At 70.2% G+C, this 17187-nt stretch carries 16 protein-coding genes; 2 read left to right on the top strand and 14 right to left on the bottom strand.

The genetic code is table 11. From position 1 onward, the window contains the following. Positions 1–21: 21 nt before the first annotated feature. The 6 genes from OG611_RS33500 to OG611_RS33475 all read right to left on the bottom strand — a co-directional run bounded on the left by OG611_RS33500 (position 22) and on the right by OG611_RS33475 (position 7421). Complete coding sequence (locus tag OG611_RS33500; protein WP_266428876.1) at positions 22–1809, bottom strand: ABC transporter ATP-binding protein; 1788 nt, start codon at positions 1807–1809, stop codon at positions 22–24. A 46-nt stretch (positions 1810–1855) separates the two neighbouring features. Further along, positions 1856–2905: an iron-siderophore ABC transporter substrate-binding protein gene (locus OG611_RS33495; protein WP_266428874.1), complete on the bottom strand. Its 1050-nt coding sequence runs from the start codon at positions 2903–2905 to the stop codon at positions 1856–1858. A gap of 154 nt (positions 2906–3059) precedes the next feature. Further along, positions 3060–3902 (bottom strand): ABC transporter ATP-binding protein, encoded by an 843-nt coding sequence (locus OG611_RS33490; protein ID WP_266428872.1) that lies wholly within the window; start codon positions 3900–3902, stop codon positions 3060–3062. A 38-nt stretch (positions 3903–3940) separates the two neighbouring features. Next, positions 3941–5002 carry an iron chelate uptake ABC transporter family permease subunit gene (locus OG611_RS33485; RefSeq protein ID WP_266428869.1) on the bottom strand — a complete coding sequence of 354 codons (1062 nt, stop codon included), beginning with the start codon at positions 5000–5002 and terminating at the stop codon, positions 3941–3943. Beyond that, complete coding sequence (locus OG611_RS33480) at positions 4999–6057, bottom strand: iron ABC transporter permease (protein ID WP_266428866.1); 1059 nt, start codon at positions 6055–6057, stop codon at positions 4999–5001. Before OG611_RS33480 ends, OG611_RS33485 begins: the two co-directional genes overlap by 4 nt. 11 nt (positions 6058–6068) lie before the next feature. Next, positions 6069–7421 carry a lysine N(6)-hydroxylase/L-ornithine N(5)-oxygenase family protein gene (locus OG611_RS33475; RefSeq protein WP_266428864.1) on the bottom strand — a complete coding sequence of 451 codons (1353 nt, stop codon included), beginning with the start codon at positions 7419–7421 and terminating at the stop codon, positions 6069–6071. A gap of 244 nt (positions 7422–7665) precedes the next feature. Here OG611_RS33475 and OG611_RS33470 point away from each other — a divergent pair, with 244 nt between their 5' ends. After that, a complete protein-coding gene (locus OG611_RS33470) occupies positions 7666–8613 on the top strand; it encodes a methionyl-tRNA formyltransferase (protein WP_266428861.1) in 948 nt (315 codons plus the stop codon). 141 nt (positions 8614–8754) lie between these two features. Here the strand turns inward: OG611_RS33470 and OG611_RS33465 are convergent, their stop codons facing one another. From OG611_RS33465 to OG611_RS33435, 7 genes are all read right to left on the bottom strand, one after another. Beyond that, entirely contained in the window at positions 8755–9345 is a 591-nt protein-coding gene (locus OG611_RS33465; RefSeq protein WP_266428858.1) for a hypothetical protein, read from the bottom strand. Positions 9346–9359: 14 nt separating this feature from the next. Beyond that, positions 9360–10523 (bottom strand): ROK family glucokinase, encoded by a 1164-nt coding sequence (locus OG611_RS33460; protein WP_266428855.1) that lies wholly within the window; start codon positions 10521–10523, stop codon positions 9360–9362. Between the two features lie 133 nt (positions 10524–10656). Continuing rightward, a complete protein-coding gene (locus OG611_RS33455) occupies positions 10657–11517 on the bottom strand; it encodes an ATP-binding cassette domain-containing protein (protein ID WP_266428851.1) in 861 nt (286 codons plus the stop codon). Further along, positions 11514–12566: an ABC transporter permease gene (locus OG611_RS33450; protein ID WP_266428849.1), complete on the bottom strand. Its 1053-nt coding sequence runs from the start codon at positions 12564–12566 to the stop codon at positions 11514–11516. The genes OG611_RS33455 and OG611_RS33450 overlap by 4 nt, the downstream gene beginning before the upstream one ends. Next, entirely contained in the window at positions 12563–13546 is a 984-nt protein-coding gene (locus OG611_RS33445) for a sugar ABC transporter substrate-binding protein (RefSeq protein ID WP_266428846.1), read from the bottom strand. Before OG611_RS33445 ends, OG611_RS33450 begins: the two co-directional genes overlap by 4 nt. A 194-nt stretch (positions 13547–13740) precedes the next feature. After that, the gene (locus OG611_RS33440; RefSeq protein ID WP_266428843.1) at positions 13741–14745 is read right to left on the bottom strand and encodes a sugar ABC transporter substrate-binding protein; all 1005 of its coding nucleotides are present in this window, start codon (positions 14743–14745) and stop codon (positions 13741–13743) included. A 93-nt stretch (positions 14746–14838) separates the two neighbouring features. Then, positions 14839–15597 carry a GntR family transcriptional regulator gene (locus tag OG611_RS33435; RefSeq protein WP_266428840.1) on the bottom strand — a complete coding sequence of 253 codons (759 nt, stop codon included), beginning with the start codon at positions 15595–15597 and terminating at the stop codon, positions 14839–14841. Positions 15598–15735: 138 nt separating this feature from the next. On the opposite strand from OG611_RS33435, the gene OG611_RS33430 reads away from it, so the two are divergent. Continuing rightward, positions 15736–16755 carry a Gfo/Idh/MocA family oxidoreductase gene (locus tag OG611_RS33430; RefSeq protein WP_266428837.1) on the top strand — a complete coding sequence of 340 codons (1020 nt, stop codon included), beginning with the start codon at positions 15736–15738 and terminating at the stop codon, positions 16753–16755. Positions 16756–16761: 6 nt separating this feature from the next. On the opposite strand, the gene OG611_RS33425 is transcribed toward OG611_RS33430, so the two are convergent. After that, positions 16762–17187, bottom strand: coding sequence for a PaaI family thioesterase (locus tag OG611_RS33425; RefSeq protein ID WP_266428834.1), 426 nt, complete (start codon positions 17185–17187; stop codon positions 16762–16764).

The raw sequence follows: 17187 nt of genomic DNA, 5'->3' as shown, positions 1-17187 counted from the left end.
CCTAACCTCACTGAGGTTCACCTAACTACCCTCTCTCCAGGCGCGCCACAGCCGCGCGTACTGGCCGCCCAGAGCCACCAGCTCCCCGTGCGTTCCCTCCTCCACCACGCGTCCCGCGGACAGCACGGCGATCCGGTCCGCCGCCATGGCCTGGGTCAGCCGGTGCGCCACGAACAGCGTGGTCCGGCCCGAGCACGCGGCCAGCACGGCCCGCTCCAGCTCGGCGGCACCCTCGCTGCCCGCCTCCGCGGTCGACTCGTCGAGCACCACCACCGGCGAGCGGCCCAACACCAGCCGGGCCAGGGCGATCTGGGCGACCTTGGTGACGTCCAGGCGCTCGCCGCCCTCGCCGACCATCGTGTCCAGCCCGTCGGGCAGCAGCTCGACCCACCCGTCGGCGCCGACCGTGCGCAAGGCGTCCATCAGCTCGGCATCGCCGGCCCCGGGCGCGGCGAGCCGCAGGTCGTCGGCGAGCGGGCCCGAGAACACGTGCGTCTCCTGCGTCAGGATGCTCACCAGGGCCCGCGCCCCCGCCTCGTCCAGACCGGCGAGGTCCTGCGACCCGATGCGCACCGACCCGGCCTGCGGGGTCCCTGTGCCGGCGATCAGCGCGGCCAGCGTCGACTTGCCCGCACCCGTCGCCCCCACCAGGGCGAGCGAACCACCGGCCGGGATGGACAGGTTCACATCCCGCAGGACCGGTTCGTCGGTGTCGGGATAGCTGAAGGTCAGGCCCTCCACCGACACCGGACACGGTCCGGTGTCCGCGGCCGGGACGGACACGTCTCCCACCAGCCGGTCCTCCGCGGGCTCCCCCAGCACCCCGACCAGCCGAGTGAGGCTCGCGCCCGATTTCTGCGCCTCGTCGAAGGTGAACATGATGGCGCCCAGCGGGGTGAACAGCCGGTGGAACATCAGCGGAGCCGCCGACACCTCGCCCAGGCTGGCGGCGTCGGCCTCCAGCAGGGCGTACCCCACCACGACGATCAGGGTCAGCCCGATGAACTCGGCGCGGTTCTCCCTGCCGACGAACCGTCCGAAGAACCGGAACACGTCGACGCCGTACTCGCGCACCCGCCACGACTCGCGGGTGACCTTCTCGCGGACGGCGTCCTCCATGCGGTACGCCCGGACCGTGTCGATCCCGTTCAGACCACTGATCAACGCCTGCGCACGGTCGGCCTGGGCCGCCCGCTGCTTCCGGTAGAGCGGCGCGGACCGGGGCAGGTACCACCGCAGGGCCAGTGCGTACGCGGGCAGCGCGCCGGCGCCTGCCAGGCCGAGCCGCCAGTCCAGTCCGAACATGCCCGCAGTGGCGATGACGACCAGCACACCGGCGGAGAACACCGTGGGGATGGCGGCCCGGATGCCCTTCGACAGCACGGCCACGTCGTCGCCGACCCGGGACAGCACATCGCCCCGGCCGACCTGTTCGACGCGTGCGCTCGGCATCCCCAGCACCGCGCGGACGGCGCCTTCCCGCAGCCGGGCGAGCAGATCCGCTCCCAGCCGTCCGATCAGACAGGTCGACACCGCGGTGGCCACCGCGCCGAGCAGCGCGGCGGCCACCATCAGTACCCCGACCCCGACGAGCACCGAGCGCGATTCGCCACCGACCACCCCGTCGACCACCTGGCCCAGCAGAAGCACGGGGAGCACCTGGAGCGCCGCCCCGGCCACCGTGGTGAGCAGGGTGGAGGCCGTCAGCCACGGAGCCCGGCGGCAGTGCGTCGCGACCCACCCGGCGGCCTCGCCCCCCGTCGCCGTGCGCAGGGTTGCCGGGGCGACGGGGGTGTCGGTGACGCTCACACGAAGACCAAATCTCTCCGGGGACGGGGCAGTCCGATCGGCATTTCTAGTCGACCGACTTGACGAGTTCATCGATCGCGTAGGGCAACGACAGCAGGGTGCCCTGGGACATGGCCGCGCCGACCGCGGGTCCCTCGCTGTCCAGCAGGTACGACACCTTGCCGTTCTTGACGGCGGACAGGTTGGCGAACAGCTTGAACTTCTTCAGCGCCTCCGTGTCCGCCTTGTCGTTGATGACGAAGATACGGTCGACGTCGACCAGGTCGATGCGCTCGGGGGACAGCACGGTGAAGAACTTGCCGTCCGCGATCGTGTCGATCTTGGTCTGGTACTTGAAGCCGGTACCCGTCACCAACCGTCCGCGCACGTCGGTGGAGGTGAACGGTCCGACGGAGTCCTTGTACCAGGACAGCACCACGGCGGTCTGGTCGGCGAACTCCGGGTGCGCCTTCTTGGCCGCGTCGAGCTTGCCCTGGATGCCCTGGACCAGCTCGGTGCCCTCGTTCTCCTTGCCGAGCGCCTTGGCGATGTGCAGCGCGTTGTCCTGCCACGGCGCGCTGAAGGGCTCCTTCTCGCCCTTGGTGCGGCCCACCGTCGGGGCGATCTTGGAGAGCTTCTCGTAGGCGGCCTGGTCGATCTCGGAGTAGACCGCGATGATCAGGTCCGGCCTCAGGGAGGCGATCTTCTCGTAATTGGGGCCCGAGTCACCGTTGTTCATGATGACCTCGGGGCGGGTGTCGCCCCACTTGTCCTTGACCCAGGGCCACTGGGTGTTGATGTCGGGGGACTTGCCCGCCGGGTTCGGGTACTGGTCGACCATGCCGACCGGCTTGATGCCGAGCGCCAGGATCGCCTGGTCGTCCGTGTAGCCCACCGAGACGACGCGCCGGGGAGCCTTGGTGATCTCCGTGGATCCGAATGCGTGCTCCACGGTGACCGGGAACGCGCCCGCGGCGGCGGCCGGGGCGTCGTCGCCCTTCTTGTCCGCCGAGTCGGAACCGCATCCCGCGAGGAGGCCGACGCCCAGGGTCGCGGCGGACAGTATCCCCGCCACCCGCCGCCAGGACCTCACGCGCGTCGTTCGATGGAGAAGCATCCGGAATCCCTTGCTTTCACACTGTCCACTGCACCTCTGTGTAAGGGCAGCCAAACCTTATCCTGCATAAGTGAGGCTAGCCTAGCCTAACTCCCGAATCGCCCTCCGTCGGGCACGAGTTGGGCTCTCGCCCGCGCCCGCACGCCACAAGGGGCTACGGGTCGAGCCGGACGTGCGTACGGCCGATCGGCACGATGAGCGGCCGATCGCCCACCGGGTCGTCGATCACCATGGCGTGCAGCCCGAACGCCTCCCGCAGCAACTCGGCGGTGATCACGTCGCGCGGGTGCCCCTGCGCCAGGACGGATCCCTCCCGCATCACGACGAGGTTGTCGCTGTAGCGCGTGGCCAGATTGAGGTCGTGCAGCACCATGACCACGGTGCACCCCGACTCGTGCAGGTCGTCCACCAGGTCGAGCACGTCGATCGCATGCGCCAGGTCCAGATAGGTGGTCGGCTCGTCCAGCAGCAGCAGGTCGGTGCCCTGGGCCAGCGTCATCGAGATCCAGACGCGTTGGCGCTGTCCGCCGGACAGCGAGTCGACCGGGCGGCCGGCCAGCTCGGACACCCCGGTCATGGCCAGCGCGCGCTCCACGACGCCGGCGTCGTCCGAGGACCACTGCCGCAGCCAACTTTGGTGCGGATGACGCCCCCTGGCGACCAGGTCGGCCACGGTCAGCCCCTCCGGTGCGACCGGTGCCTGCGGCAGCAGACCGAGCTTCTTCGCCACGTCCCTGGTCCTGAGCCTGCCGATGTCCTCGCCATCCAGCACGACCGCCCCCTTGGCCGGCTTGAGCAGCCGGGTCAGGGTGCGCAACAGGGTGGACTTCCCACAGCCGTTGGGACCGATGATCGTGGTGATCACCCCTGGAGGGATCACCACGTCGAGATCGTCGATGACCGTGCGGTTGCCGTACCCGACCGTGACCCCCCTGGCTGCCAGCCGTGGGACGTCCTCGACCCCGGCCTCGATCTCGGTGATGAACTGAGCGGCCACAAGCCCCCCTTGTCTAGGTTCGCCTTGCTTCTTACCGTCTACCTCAGGTTCGCCCGCACCAGCAGATAGACGAGGAACGGGCCGCCGATCGCGGCGGTGACCACGCCGACCGGGAGCGTGATCGGCAGCGCGGTGCGCGCGACCAGGTCCGAGCCGATCAGCAGCAACGCTCCCACCAGGCCGGAGGCCACCATCGGCGGCGTCGGGACCTTCGCCAGACGCATCGCCACCTGCGGAGCCACCAGGGCGACGAACGGGACCGGGCCCGCCGCGCTCACCGCCACCGCGGCCAGCAGGACCGCGCACAACAGCAGGGCCGCCCGCACCCTCGAATACCGGACGCCCAGCCCGGCGGCGACCTCGTCGCCGAGGTGCATCGGCTTGAACTGGAACGCGGCGGCGGCCATGACGACGAGGAGGACGAGCGTGCACCAGAACGCCACCTCGACCTGGTCCCACGACCGGTCGTCCAGCGAACCGACCAGCCAGGCCTGGGCCCTGGCCACGTCCCTGATGTCGGCCGAGACCAGCAGCCAGGTCGTGATCGCCTCCATCACCGCGCTCACCGAGATGCCGATGAGGATGAGCCGGAAGCCGTCGATCCCGCGCCGCCACGCCAGGAAATACACCAGCAGCCCGGTACCGAGGCCGCCCGCGAGCGCCGCCGCGGGCAGGCCCACCGAGCCGACGACCGCCGCGGCGGTCCCGCCCGACACCGTCACCAGGAACACCGCGACCGCGCTCGCTCCCCCGGTGATGCCCAGGATGTCCGGACTGGCGAGCGGATTGCGCGCGACCGACTGCGTGATCGCCCCGGACATCCCCAGCGCGACCCCCACGACGAGACCGGCCAGGGCACGCGGCATCCGCAGATCCATGACCACGAACTCGTCGACCTGTTCGCCCCGGCCGAGGATCGTGGCGATCACCCTGGACAGGCCGATGGGGAAGTCCCCGACCCCGATGGAGAGGCAGAACACCAGGAAGGTCGCCACCAGCAGCAGCAGTGTGACCAGGACGAGCCAGGGCCGCCATACGAACGACACATGGCCGAGCCGTACGCCCGGCGCCACCGATGGGTTCACGTCTGTCCCGTTCATGTGTTCCTGAACTTTCCCCGCCACACCAGAATCGCGAAGAACGGGGCGCCGAGAAGGGCGACCACCACACCCGCGTCCAACTCGCCCGGCCGTACCACCAGACGCCCCACGATGTCGCAGACCAGCAGGACGACGGATCCGAGCAGACCCGCGTACGGCACCAGCCAGCGGTAGTCGGGGCCGGTCAGATACCGGGCCACATGGGCCACCATGAGCCCGAGGAAGGCGATGGGGCCGCAGGCCGCCGTGGCCGCACCCGCGAGCAGGGTGATGGCGACGATGCCGATGGTCCGGCCCAGCGCGATGTTCACTCCCAGCCCGCGCGCCACGTCGTCGCCCAGGTTGAGCAGGTTGAGGGCGGGCAGGGTGATCAGTGCCAGCACCAGTCCGGCCGCCATGAACACGGTCACCGGCCAGATGACGTCGAATCCGACACCGGCCACGGAGCCCGCGTTCCAGAACCGCAGCGCGTTCAGCGACTTCTGGTCGGAGAGCGCGACCGCCGTGGTCATCGCCGCGAGGAACACCGTGATCCCCTGCCCGGCCAGGGCGAGCGTCAACGGATTGCCCGCCCCCCGGCCGATGCTCGCCAGGCCGAAGACGACGACGCCGGCGACACCCGCGCCCACGAAGGCGAACCAGACGTACTGGAACGGGTCGGCGAAGCCGAACACGGCGATCACCGACACCACCGCGAACGAGGCGCCGGAGTTCACCCCCAGCAGGCCCGTATCGGCTATCGGGTTGCGGGTGTGCCCCTGGATCAGCGCACCGCCGACCCCCAGCGCGAGGCCCGCCACGACCGCGAGCACCGTCCGGGGCACCCGCACGGTCTGCACGATGAGCCTGATCTCGGTGAGCCGCCGGTCGGCGTCGGGCTCCGCGAACAGTCCGTGCCAGACCTCGGCGGGACTCAGCGCGCGCGTGCCGACGGCCAACGACACCGCCGCGGCGATCACGAGGATCACCACGAGCGCGGCCAGGCCCACGACCCGCCGCCGGCGGGCCTCTGTCGTACCCCCGGGCGCGGGGCGCTCAACTGCAGTCGTGCGCATGTCGACGTTCGTTATCCCTTTGTTCCGGTGCCGTCGACGACCGGCCGGGCCTCGTCGGAGGCGGACTTGACGCCCCGGTCGAGCAGTGAGTCCAGGATCTCGCCGACCCGTATCGCGGTGTTGGACAGCAGGGATGTCGTGATGCCGTGCGTGTGCTCCGTACCGCCCTGCAGGTAGATCCCGCAGCGCAGACCGGGGTCGGTCGAGACGCGGTAGTCGCGCTCGACGCGGACGCGGCCCTCGTCGTCGCGCAGGCAGCGGTCGGCGACCTCGCCGAGGAGGCCGAGGGGGTTGGCGGGGCTGTAGCCGGTGGCGAACACCACGACATCGGCGTCCAGGAGCGTCTCCTCGCCCGTGACGAGGGACTTCACGGTGGCACGGACGCCGTCGGGCGTCTCCTCCACGTCGCTGACCCGGGACACGTTGAGGAAGCGCAGCCGTTCGGTGCCGAGGACCTTCTCCTGGTACATCTGCCGGTACAGGTCGTCGATCAGGTCGATGTCCACCACGGAGTAGTTGGTGTTGCCGTGGTAGGCCATCAGCCGGCTCTTGACGCTGTCGGGCGCGGTGAAGTAGTCGTCGACCGCCCCGGGGTCGAAGATCCGGTTGGCGAAACTGCTGTCGTCGGCGGGGCTGTAGCCGTAGCGGGAGAAGACCGCGCAGACCTCGGCCTCGGGGAAGCGACGGTGCAGGTAGGCGACGTTCTCGGCGGCGCTCTGCCCGGCACCCACGACGACGAACCGCGAGGGCGAGGTGCCCTCCAGGCCGTCGACCTTGCGCAGCAGGTCGGAGTTGTGCCAGATCCGGTCACCGCGCTCCACGCCCACCGGCATGAGGGGGCGCAGCCCGGTGCCGATGACGAGGTTGCGGGCCCGGTGGACCTCCAGCCCCTCCCCCGACCGGACGGTCACGTCCAGGTACTCCACGGCACCGTCGTGGACGAAGGGCGTGACGGCGACGACCTCGTGGCCGTAGGAGACCATGTCGTCGACCTTGGCCGCGGCCCACTCGAAGTAGTCGTGGAACTCCACCCGCAGCGGGAAGAGGTTCTTGTGGTTGATGAAGTCGATCAGCCGGTCCTTGCTCTGCAGGTAGCAGAGGAAGCTGAACTCGCTGGCCGGGTTCCGGAGCGTCACCAGGTCCTTGAGGAAGGACACCTGCATGGTGGCGTCGTCGATCAGCATGCCGCGGTGCCAGCCGAAGCTCGGCTGCTGCTCGAAGAAGTGAGCGGTGACCGGCTCCTGCCTGCCGACGCCTGAGTTGTGCTCGCTCAGCGCAATCGCCATGGCCACATTGGAGGGGCCGAAGCCGATGCCGATCAGGTCGTGGACCAGTGGTGCGTCGCCAGGAAGAACCTGTGACATGTCACTCCCATCGTGCGGGAAAGCCGCCTGTCAGGCGTAGGGAAAGTACGAAAGGTGGGCACGCCGACGGAGCTGCCCAGCAAACTTAGGTGAGCCTAAGCTAATCACACGGTGCTGTCGATAGGGCAACCCGACATCGAGCGCTGACGGGCCGTCAACCCGGGCCCGAAATCACCCTGTTGCAAACTAAGGTAAGCCTTGCTTTACTTGCTGCCGGTCTATCCCTGCCCTGAGGAGGAACCCCATGCGGGTCGTCATGTTCGGTTACCAGACCTGGGGGCACCGCACCCTGCAAGCCCTCCTGGACTCCGAGCACCACGTGGCACTGGTCGTGACGCACCCCAAGAGCGAGCACGCGTACGAGAAGATCTGGAGCGATTCCGTCGCCGACCTCGCCGAGGAGCACGGCGTCCCGGTGCTGATCCGCAACCGCCCCGACGACGACGAGTTGTTCGAGCGCCTCAAGGAGGCCGACCCGGACATCATCGTGGCCAACAACTGGCGGACCTGGATCCCGCCGCGGATCTTCGGCCTCCCCCGCCACGGCACGCTGAACGTGCACGATTCGCTGCTGCCGAAGTACGCCGGCTTCTCCCCGCTGATCTGGGCCCTGATAAACGGCGAGTCCGAGGTGGGCGTCACCGCGCACATGATGGACGACGAACTCGACGCCGGCGACATCGTCCTGCAGGAGGCCGTTCCGGTCGGTCCGGCGGACACCGCCACCGACCTCTTCCACAAGACCGTCGGCCTCATCGCCCCGGTCACCATCGGCGCACTCGACCTCATCGCCGCCGGGCAGACGGAGTTCACCAAGCAGGACCGCTCCCGGGCGAGCTTCTTCCACAAGCGGTCCACCGAGGACATCCGCATCGACTGGAGCTGGCCGGCGGAGGACCTCGAACGTCTGGTCCGCGCCCAGTCCGAGCCGTACCCCAGCGCCTTCACCTTCCACAGGGGCAGGCGTCTGGAGGTCCTCGCCGCGGTGGTGTCCCAGAACCGCTACGGCGGGACGCCCGGCCGCGTCTTCTACCGCGAGGGCGAAGGCGTGGTGATCGTCGCCGGAGCCGATGCCCGCACCGGCCGCAACCACGGCCTGGCCCTCACCCGCGTACGCACCGAGACCGGCCGGGAGCTGCCCGCGACGGAGTACTTCACCTCCATGGGCGGCTACCTGACCGACCGCCCCTGACGCGCCGTCACCACCGCGGCCCCGGGACGCCTCCCCCGGGCCCTCTCAGGAAAGGGCGCCCCGCTCGAAGTCGAGGAGCCGCTTGAGGGTGCGTTCCCGGGAGGCGCGCACGTGCTCGCCCGCGGCGGCGGCCCGGTCCGGTCAGGGGGTCGCCGCGGACACGACGTAGACGACCGGGTTCATCGGATCGGTCATGTTCACCGTGATGTCCTGGGTGGGCCGCGGTTCCTTGTTGGTGTGCCTGGTGCCCGCCCATTCGACCCCGGGGCCGAACGTCCAGCCGGAGACCTTCTGGTCTCGGGCGCCGATGGTCACCTTGCCGGTCTCCAGGTCGGAGCGCCCGCTGCCCATCCGGCCGAGGAAGCGGTCGAGCCCGGCGGACGTGGTGCGGAACTCCACGTACAGCCGGCTGGCCTTCCAGTTGTTGGTCTCGTAGTACTGCACGTCCAGGGAATTGCCGGGCATCGGCAGTTCGAAGATCCGGCGCTGCAGCCGGGACGGCCAGCCCTCCCGGAGCCCCTGCGCGGAGGCCTCGGCCTCCTTGTTCTGGCCGGCGCGGCGGCTCTGCCCGGCGGAGATCAGCAGATAGCCGGCCGGGATGCCGATGAGCAGCACGATGATGGTCGCCGTGATCAGCCGGCGGCGGATCGTCCGGCGCCGGTCCTGCGGCGGCCGGCGGTCGTCGGGCGGCGAGGACTGACGCGGCAGGACGGGGTGCTCGGCTGCGGTCATGTGTCTGGGGATCCCTAGGAGGTGCGGGTGTTGCGCGTATTACGGATGGTGCTCGCGGCCTGGTCGTAGATCTGGGCGTACCGCTCGTACCGCTCGACGCGGCGGCGATTGGCACGGCGGAATCTGCGGGCCACCAGCCGGGCCAGGTCCGCGGCGCCGACCATACCCGCCTCCGGGCCGAGCTGTGCCTTGGCGATCCGGGCCTCGGGCCGGTAGCCGCGGCCGGTGAGATGGCGCCTGAAGGCGTCCCTGGCCGGGCCGATGAGCAGGTCGTCGGCGGCGCTCACACCACCCCCGATGACGAAGCAGGAGGGGTCGAGCGCGGCGGCCAGATTGGCGATGCCCACGCCCAGCCACTGGCCGATGTCCTGGAGGAGCTCGACGCACATCGCGTCGCCCTCGCGGGCCAGTTCGGTGATGAGGGGCCCGGTGATGTCGGGGATGTTGCCCTTGACCCGCTCGATGATGCCGTGCGCCACCGGGGAGTCCGCGGCGGCCAGCTCCTTGGCCTCCCGGACGAGCGCGTTGCCGGAGCTGTACTGCTCCCAGCAGCCGCGGTTCCCGCAGGGGCAGCGGTGTCCACCGGGCACCACCTGCATGTGGCCGAATTCACCGGCGACGCCGTACTTGCCGCGCTTGACCTGGCCGTCCTCCAGGATCGCGCCGCCGATGCCGGTGCCGAGCGTGATCATGACGAGGTGGTCCTCGCCGCGGCCCGCGCCGAAGCGCCACTCCGCCCAGGCGGCGGTGTTGGCGTCGTTGTCGACCATGACGGGGACGACGAGGCGGGAGGCGAGGGCGTCGCGCAGCGGTTCGTCGCGCCAGGCGAGGTGCGGGGCGAAGAGCACCTTGGAACGGTCCGCGTCGACCCAGCCGGCCGCCCCGATGCCGACGGCGTGCACATCGTGCCGGTCGGAGAGGTCCAGGACCAGCTCGACGATGGTGTCCTCGACGACCTTGGGGCTCTTGGACTTGTCCGGCGTCTCGGTGCGCAGCTGCTCCAGGATGTTGCCGTCGGCGTCGACGACGCCCGCCATCACCTTCGTACCGCCGATGTCGATGCCGACGGTGGGTACCCGCGGTGCCGTGAGGTGCGAGCGCCGCTCCCTGGTGCCCACGGTCCGCAGGACGGTGGCGCGGGCGGAGCCGCGGTGTGTGAAGTCGCGGTACGTGCTCATCGTCCCTGCGGGGTCTGGGGGGAGCCGGGGGCGGTGCTCCCGGCGGCGGACTGCGCCCGTCGGGCTCGATTCTGCCACTGCCGGGACACCGGGGCTGGCGGACCAGTGCGCAGGGGGCCGGTCCCGGCCGGGGCTACTCGGGCTTGCCGGGGAGCGGGTGGCCGCCGAGACGGGTCGGCGCGGGGGCCCGTTCCAGCTCGTGGCTGAGCTCCTCCAGCTCACTGCCGCCCGCCATCTGGCGGGTCAGCTCGTCCAGAGTGATGCTCGCCCTGGTGTGGCTGCCGGACATGGCGCCCCGCTTCAGCAGCACGAAACGGTCACCGACGAGATACGCGTGGTGCGGGTTGTGCGTGATGAGGACCACGCCGAGACCCGCGTCGCGGGCGGCCGCGACGTACTTGAGCACGACCCCGGACTGCTTGACGCCGAGTGCGGCGGTGGGCTCGTCCAGGACGAGCACCTTGGCGCCGAAGTAGACGGCCCGCGCGATGGCGACGCACTGGCGCTCGCCGCCGGAGAGGGTGCCGATCGGCTGGTCGACGTCGCGCAGGTCGATGCCCATGCGCAGCAGCTCGGAGCGGGTCGTCTCACGCATCAGCCGCACGTCGAGGCGCTTGAAGGGGCCGACGCCGGTGGTCGGCTCGGAGCCGAGGAAGAAGTTGCGCCAGACCGGCATCAGGGGGACGACGGCCAGGTCCTGGTAGACCGTGGCGATACCGCGGTCCAGGGCGTCGCGCGGGTTGGCGAGGGTGGTCTCCTCGCCGTCGATGAGGAAGGTCCCGGCGTCGTGCCGGTGCAGCCCCGCGATGATCTTGATCAGGGTGGACTTGCCGGCGCCGTTGTCGCCGAGCACGCAGGAGATCTCGCCCGCGTGGACCACCAGCGAGACGTCCGTCAGGGCCTTGATGTTGCCGTAGAACTTGCTGACGTGGTCCAGCTCGACGAGCGCCCGGTGGGACGCCTCCGGGTCGGCCGGTGCCTTGGGGGCCGTCATTTCGTCGCCTCCGCGCGCTTGCGTACCCATGCGTTGAGCAGGGTGGCCAGGAGCAGCATGGCTCCGAGGAAGAACTTGAACCAGTCCGGGTTCCACTCCGCGTACACGATGCCCTTGCTGGTCATGCCGAAGATGAAGGCACCGACCGCGGAGCCGATCGCGGAGCCGTAGCCGCCGGTGATCAGACAGCCGCCGATGACGGCCGCGATGATGTAGATCAGTTCGTTGCCGACGCCCTCGCCGGACTGCACCACGTCGAACGAGAACAGCAGATGCTGGCCGGAGACCCAGGCGGCGAAGGCGACCCCGAGGTAGAGCCCGATCTTGGTGCGGATCACCGGGACGCCGACCGCGCGGGCCGCGTCGGCCTCGCCGCCGACCGCGAAGATCCAGTTGCCGAAGCGGGTACGGAGCAGGATCCAGGTGGCGATCGCGACGAGTACGGCCCACCACAGGATGGTGACCTTGAACTCGACGCCGCCGATGGTCCACTGCGAGGCGAAGACCTTGCGGGCCGAGTCGAAGCCCTCCATGTCGCCGATGGCCTTGGTGGACACGGTCCCGCTGATCAGCTTGGTGAAGCCCAGATTGAGGCCGGTCAGCATCAGGAACGTACCGAGCGTGATGATGAAGCTCGGCAGTTTGGTCCGGGTCAGCATGAAGCCGTTGAACGCCCCGATGGCCAGGGTGACCAGCAGCGACACGAAGACGCCGACCCAGACGTTGGCCGTCATCTGATAGCTGAACATCGACGAGACCAGCGCGGAGCTGGTGACCAGCACACCGGCGGAGAGGTCGAACTCGCCGCCGATCATCAGCAGCGCCACCGGCGCGGCCATGATCCCGATCGTCGAGGCCGCGTACAGCACCGTGCCGAGGCTGGAGGCGCGCAGGAAGCTGTCGGCGACGATCGAGAAGAAGATGAAGACGGCCGCGGCGCCGACCACCGAGCCGAGCTCGGGGCGGCCGAGCAGTCTGCGCAACGGCGAGGTGCGCATCAGCCGCTCGTCGGCCCCGGTGGGGGCGGACGGTCCGGCGATCGTGCTCATCGGGTCCCCCGCTTCGTGTACTGGGCGAGTTCGGCGGCGTCCTTCGAGGTGATGATCTGCGGTCCGGTGAGGACCGGGCGTCCGCCACCGAGCACATTGCCGTTGAAGCGGTAGAGCCAGAGCAGGTCGACCGCCTCGTACCCCTGGAGGTACGGCTGCTGGTCGACCGCGAAGCCGAGGGCCTTGTCCTGGAGGGCCGTGGCGACCTTGGCGTTCAGGTCGAAGGTGTCGATCTCGGCCTTGCTGCCCGCGGTCTTCTTCGCCTTGACGGCGGCGTCCGCGAACGGCGCGCCCAGGGTGACGACCGCGTCGATGTTCTTGTCGGCCTGGAGCTTGGCCTCGATGGAGGCCTGGACGTCGGGCATGTTGGTGCCCTCGACGTACAGGTTCTGCATCTGCCCGTCGAACGTCTTCTTCGCTCCGGCGCAGCGCTGCTCGTGGCCGACGTTGCCCTGCTCGTGCAGGATGCACAGGGCCTTCTTGCGGCCCCGCGCGTTCAGCTCGTCGCCCACGGCCTCACCCGCGATCGACTCGTCCTGGCCGATATGCGTGAGCGCGCCGAACTGCTTGGACTCCGCGGAGCCCGAATTCACCGTGATCACCGGGATACCGGCCTTGGTGGCCTTGGCGACGACGTCCTTCATCGCGTCGGGCTTGGCGAGCGTGACGATCAGCCCGTCGACCTTCTGGTCGATGGCGGCCTGGACGAGCTGGGCCTGCTGCTGCGCCTCGTCGTTGTGCGAGTACAGGAACTTGATGTTGTCCTTGCCGGCCGCCTGCTCGGCGCCCCGCTGGACGATGTCCCAGAAGGTGTCGCCGTCGCCCGAGTGGGTGACCATGGCGAAGGTCCAGCGGGGCGTGTTCACCGCGGACCGGCCCTCGGCGGCGGCCTGGGCCGCGCGCTCCTCCGCCCGCTTGCCACCGGTGCTGCTGCATCCCACGAGGGAAGCCCCGAGCACCGCCGCAAGCACGGCGCCCATCGCACGTACCCCTGTCCGAACCCTTGCCACGACGCCGTGCCCTTCTTGTGCTGCTCGCTGTGCTGCTTGGAGGGGCCGGGGATGATGCACACCCGGCCCGGCTGGCCAAGTATCCCCGAGCGGTCGACGGCATCGCCCGGCAGGGGCGGGACGCGTGTGTCGGCATCGGGTGCGCGCGGCGGTGTGCGGGAGGTTCACCGGGTACCGCGCGCGGTGTACTTCTCCAGCTGCGGCACGTCGTCGGCGGTGACGATCGCCGGGCCGGTGAGCACCGGCTTTCCGCCGCCGACGACGTTGCCGTTGGTCCTGTTCAGCCAGAGCTCGTCGACGGCGAGGTAGCCCTGGAGGTAGGGCTGCTGGTCGACGGCGAAGCCGACCTCGTGCGCCTTCAGCCTCTTGACGACCTCGGCGTTCAGATCGAAGGTGTCGACCTCCGCCGTGCTGCCGGAACCCTCCTTGGCCTTGACGGAGGCGGCGGCGAAAGGGGCGCCGAGGGTGACGATCGCGTCGATTTCCTTGTCGGCCTGGAGCTTCGCCTCGATCGAGGAGGTGGAGGCCGGCATGTCGGTGCCCTCGACATTGAGGTTCTCGACCGTGCCGCCGAAGGTCTTCCGCACCCCGGCGCAGCGCTCCTCCAGCGACACATTGCCCTGCTCGTGGATGACGCAGACGGCCTTCTTGCGGCCCCGCGCGTTCAGCTCCTCGCCGACGGCCTCGCCCGCGACCTGCTCGTCCTGCCCGATGTGCCCGAGCGCGCCGACCTCCTTGGAGAACTGCGCGCCCGAGTTGATGGTCACCACGGGTATGCCGGCCTTCACGGCCTTGGCGACGACGTCCTTGACGGCCTCCGGTTTGGCGAGGGTGACGACGATGCCGTCGACCTTCTGGTCGATGGCGGCCTGGACGAGCTGGGCCTGTTCCTTTCCCTCCTTGTTCGCCGAGTACAGGAACTCGACGTTGTCCTTGGCCGCCGCCTGTTTCGCGCCGCTCTGCACGATGTCCCAGAAGGTGTCGCCCTCCCCCGAGTGCGTGACCATCGCGATCTTCATCCGGGGAGTGGTGGCGGCCCCGCCCGCGCCGCCGCTTCCTCCCGCGGGCTTCTCCTCGGCGCTCCTGCCGCCGGAGCCGCTGCAGCCGGCAACGGCGATACCGAGGGCCGCGACGGTGATCAGGGTTGCTGCCTTGCGAGAGGTACGCATGGTGGGTCCGCCTTCTCTCCCGGCCGCCCGAGTGCGGCTGGAGGAGTTCTAGCGGTGGGCGTACGAGACGTCAACGGGGCCGTGCGGCCGTCGTCACCGTACGAGCAGCTGGAAGTCGAAGGTGTAGCGCGAGGCCCGGTAGATGTGGGAGCCGAACTCGACGGCCCGTCCGGTGTCGTCGAAGGTGGTGCGCTCCATCGTCAGCAGGGCGGCCCCCTCCGGCTCGGCGAGCCCGGCCGCCTCGTCGGCGGTGGCGAGCCGGGCGCCGACGGTCTGGCGGGCGCTGTGCAGGGTGATGCCCGCGCCGCGCATCAGGCGGTACAGGCCGGTGGTCTCCAGCCGTCCGGTGTCCAGGTCGACGATCCCGGGCGGCAGATGGTTGCGCAGGAGCGCCAGCGGCTCGCCGTGGGCGTACCGCAGCCGCTCGACGAGGTGTACGTCGGTGCCTTCGGCGACCGCCAGGGCGTCGGCCACCTCGGGGCCGGCGGGCTCGACGGTGTTGCGCAGGACGCGGGTCGTGGGGTGCCCGCCCGCGGCCTCCAGGTCGTCGTAGAGGCTGCTCAGTTCGAGCGGGCGCCGGACCGTGCTGTGCACGACCTGGGTGCCGACGCCGCGACGGCGGACCATCAGCCCCTTGTCGACCAGCGACTGGATGGCCTGGCGGACCGTGGGCCGGGACAGGCCGAGCCGGGCCGCGAGCTCGATCTCGTTGCCGAGGAGGCTGCCGGGGGCGAGCCGGCCCTGCTCGATGGCCGCTTCCAGCTGCTGGGCCAGCTGGAAGTACAGGGGGATCGGGCTGGTGCGGTCCACGCCGAGTTCGAGTGCGTCGGGGTCGGTGGTGGGTTTGGGCACGCGTGGAGGGTATCCCTCACGTCAGAACCTCCGGTAGTCCGGTCGTCCTGTTGTCCGGACAGCATGACCAACGAACAAGCCGCATCTTGTCAGGACATATGGTTGACAGCGCGGCCGACGGACGGGCACGTTGGGTCCATGCGTATCGGACTCATCGGCACCGGCCGGATCGGTTCCTTCCACGCGGGCGTGCTGGCCCGCCATCCCGAGGTGGACGCCCTGGTGGTGACGGACACCGACGGGGCGCGGGCCGCCGAGGTCGCGCTGCGCACCGGCGCGACGGCCGTCCCGGACGCCGCCGAGGTGTTCGGCGCGGGTGTGGACGCCGTGGTGATCGCCTCGGCCACCTCGGCGCACGCGGAGCTGATCGGCCGGGCGGCACGGGCGGGGCTCCCGGCGTTCTGCGAGAAGCCGATCGCCCTGGACCTGCCGGGGACCCTGGGCGCGCTGCGCGAGGTCGACCGGGCCGGGAGCGTGCTCCAACTGGGCTTCATGCGCAGGTTCGACGCGGGTTTCCGGGCGGCCCGTACCGCCGTGCGGGCCGGTGCGCTGGGCCGGCTGCACAGTGTGCGGGCGGTGACGATGGACCCCGCCCCGCCGCCCGCCGCGTATCTGCCGCTCTCCGGGGGGCTGTACCGGGACTGCCTGGTCCATGACTTCGACATGCTGCGGTGGGTGACGGGCCGTGAGGTGACGGAGGTGTACGCCACCGGATCGGATGCCGGGCCCGGGATGTTCCGGGCGGCAGGCGATGTCGACACGGCGGCGGTCCTGCTGACCCTCGACGACGGCACCCTGGCCACGGCGGCGGCCACCCGCTGCAACGGCGCCGGTTACGACGTACGGATGGAACTGGCGGGCGATCTGGACCAGATCACGGTCGGCCTGGACGGCCGGACACCGGTCACCTCGGCCGAACCCGAGGGCCCCCCGGCTCCCGGCAGCCCCTGGCCCGGTTTCCTGGAGCGGTTCGCTCCGGCGTACGAAGCCGAACTGGACGCGTTCGTACGGGTGGTGAGGGGCGAGCTGCCCAATCCGTGCGACGGCCGGGAGGCGTGGTTCGCGCTGCTGATCGCGGAGGCGTGCGAGGTGTCGCGCCGGGAGCGGCGCCCCGTGACGATCACGGAGATCACCGACGGCGCGACACCGCGGTCCTAGGCCCGCTCAGGAGGACTGCGGGGCGGCCGACAGCACGGTCCCCTGCGCGACCGCGCAGAGCGTCCGCTCGCCGTCCTCCTCCGCGGCGAACAGCTCGCAGCGGACCACCGCCTGACGGCGGCCGGTGTGCGCGACCTCTGCGTGGGCGACGAGGGTGCTCCCGGTGGCGGGCCGGACGTACTGGATGGAGAAACCACCGGTCAGTACGGCCGGGCCGAGCGTCGTACCGGCGGCGAAGGTGATCGCGTTGTCGGCGGCGTAGGCCAGCACCCCGCCGTGCAGAAAGCCGTTCTGCTGCTGGAGTTCCTGGCGGATGTCCACTTCGAGGGTGGCCGCGCCGTCCCCGAAGGCGGTGATCCGTGCCCCCACAAGTCCGCTGAACGGCTGGCTGTCGAGCACCTTCCGCGCCATCCGCAGGTCAAGTCCGGTCAT

It is taken from the genome of Streptomyces sp. NBC_01363 (genome assembly GCF_026340595.1).
Taxonomy (GTDB): Bacteria; Actinomycetota; Actinomycetes; order Streptomycetales; family Streptomycetaceae; genus Streptomyces.
The sequence above is the reverse complement of the archived record's forward strand: the minus strand, read 5'-3'. Positions and strand labels throughout refer to the sequence as shown.

What these genes read in the sequence shown, in the direction of transcription:
- OG611_RS33460 (WP_266428855.1), bottom strand. Translation starts at nt 10,523, where the DNA reads ATGAGCACGTACCGCGACTTCACACACCGCGGCTCCGCCCGCGCCACC.
- OG611_RS33485 (WP_266428869.1), bottom strand. Translation starts at nt 5,002, where the DNA reads ATGAACGGGACAGACGTGAACCCATCGGTGGCGCCGGGCGTACGGCTC.
- OG611_RS33455 (WP_266428851.1), bottom strand. Translation starts at nt 11,517, where the DNA reads ATGACGGCCCCCAAGGCACCGGCCGACCCGGAGGCGTCCCACCGGGCG.
- OG611_RS33495 (WP_266428874.1), bottom strand. Translation starts at nt 2,905, where the DNA reads ATGCTTCTCCATCGAACGACGCGCGTGAGGTCCTGGCGGCGGGTGGCG.
- OG611_RS33440 (WP_266428843.1), bottom strand. Translation starts at nt 14,745, where the DNA reads ATGCGTACCTCTCGCAAGGCAGCAACCCTGATCACCGTCGCGGCCCTC.
- OG611_RS33450 (WP_266428849.1), bottom strand. Translation starts at nt 12,566, where the DNA reads ATGAGCACGATCGCCGGACCGTCCGCCCCCACCGGGGCCGACGAGCGG.
- OG611_RS33480 (WP_266428866.1), bottom strand. Translation starts at nt 6,057, where the DNA reads ATGCGCACGACTGCAGTTGAGCGCCCCGCGCCCGGGGGTACGACAGAG.
- OG611_RS33475 (WP_266428864.1), bottom strand. Translation starts at nt 7,421, where the DNA reads ATGTCACAGGTTCTTCCTGGCGACGCACCACTGGTCCACGACCTGATC.
- OG611_RS33470 (WP_266428861.1), top strand. Translation starts at nt 7,666, where the DNA reads ATGCGGGTCGTCATGTTCGGTTACCAGACCTGGGGGCACCGCACCCTG.
- OG611_RS33425 (WP_266428834.1), bottom strand. Translation starts at nt 17,187, where the DNA reads ATGACCGGACTTGACCTGCGGATGGCGCGGAAGGTGCTCGACAGCCAG.
- OG611_RS33465 (WP_266428858.1), bottom strand. Translation starts at nt 9,345, where the DNA reads ATGACCGCAGCCGAGCACCCCGTCCTGCCGCGTCAGTCCTCGCCGCCC.
- OG611_RS33445 (WP_266428846.1), bottom strand. Translation starts at nt 13,546, where the DNA reads ATGGGCGCCGTGCTTGCGGCGGTGCTCGGGGCTTCCCTCGTGGGATGC.
- OG611_RS33430 (WP_266428837.1), top strand. Translation starts at nt 15,736, where the DNA reads ATGCGTATCGGACTCATCGGCACCGGCCGGATCGGTTCCTTCCACGCG.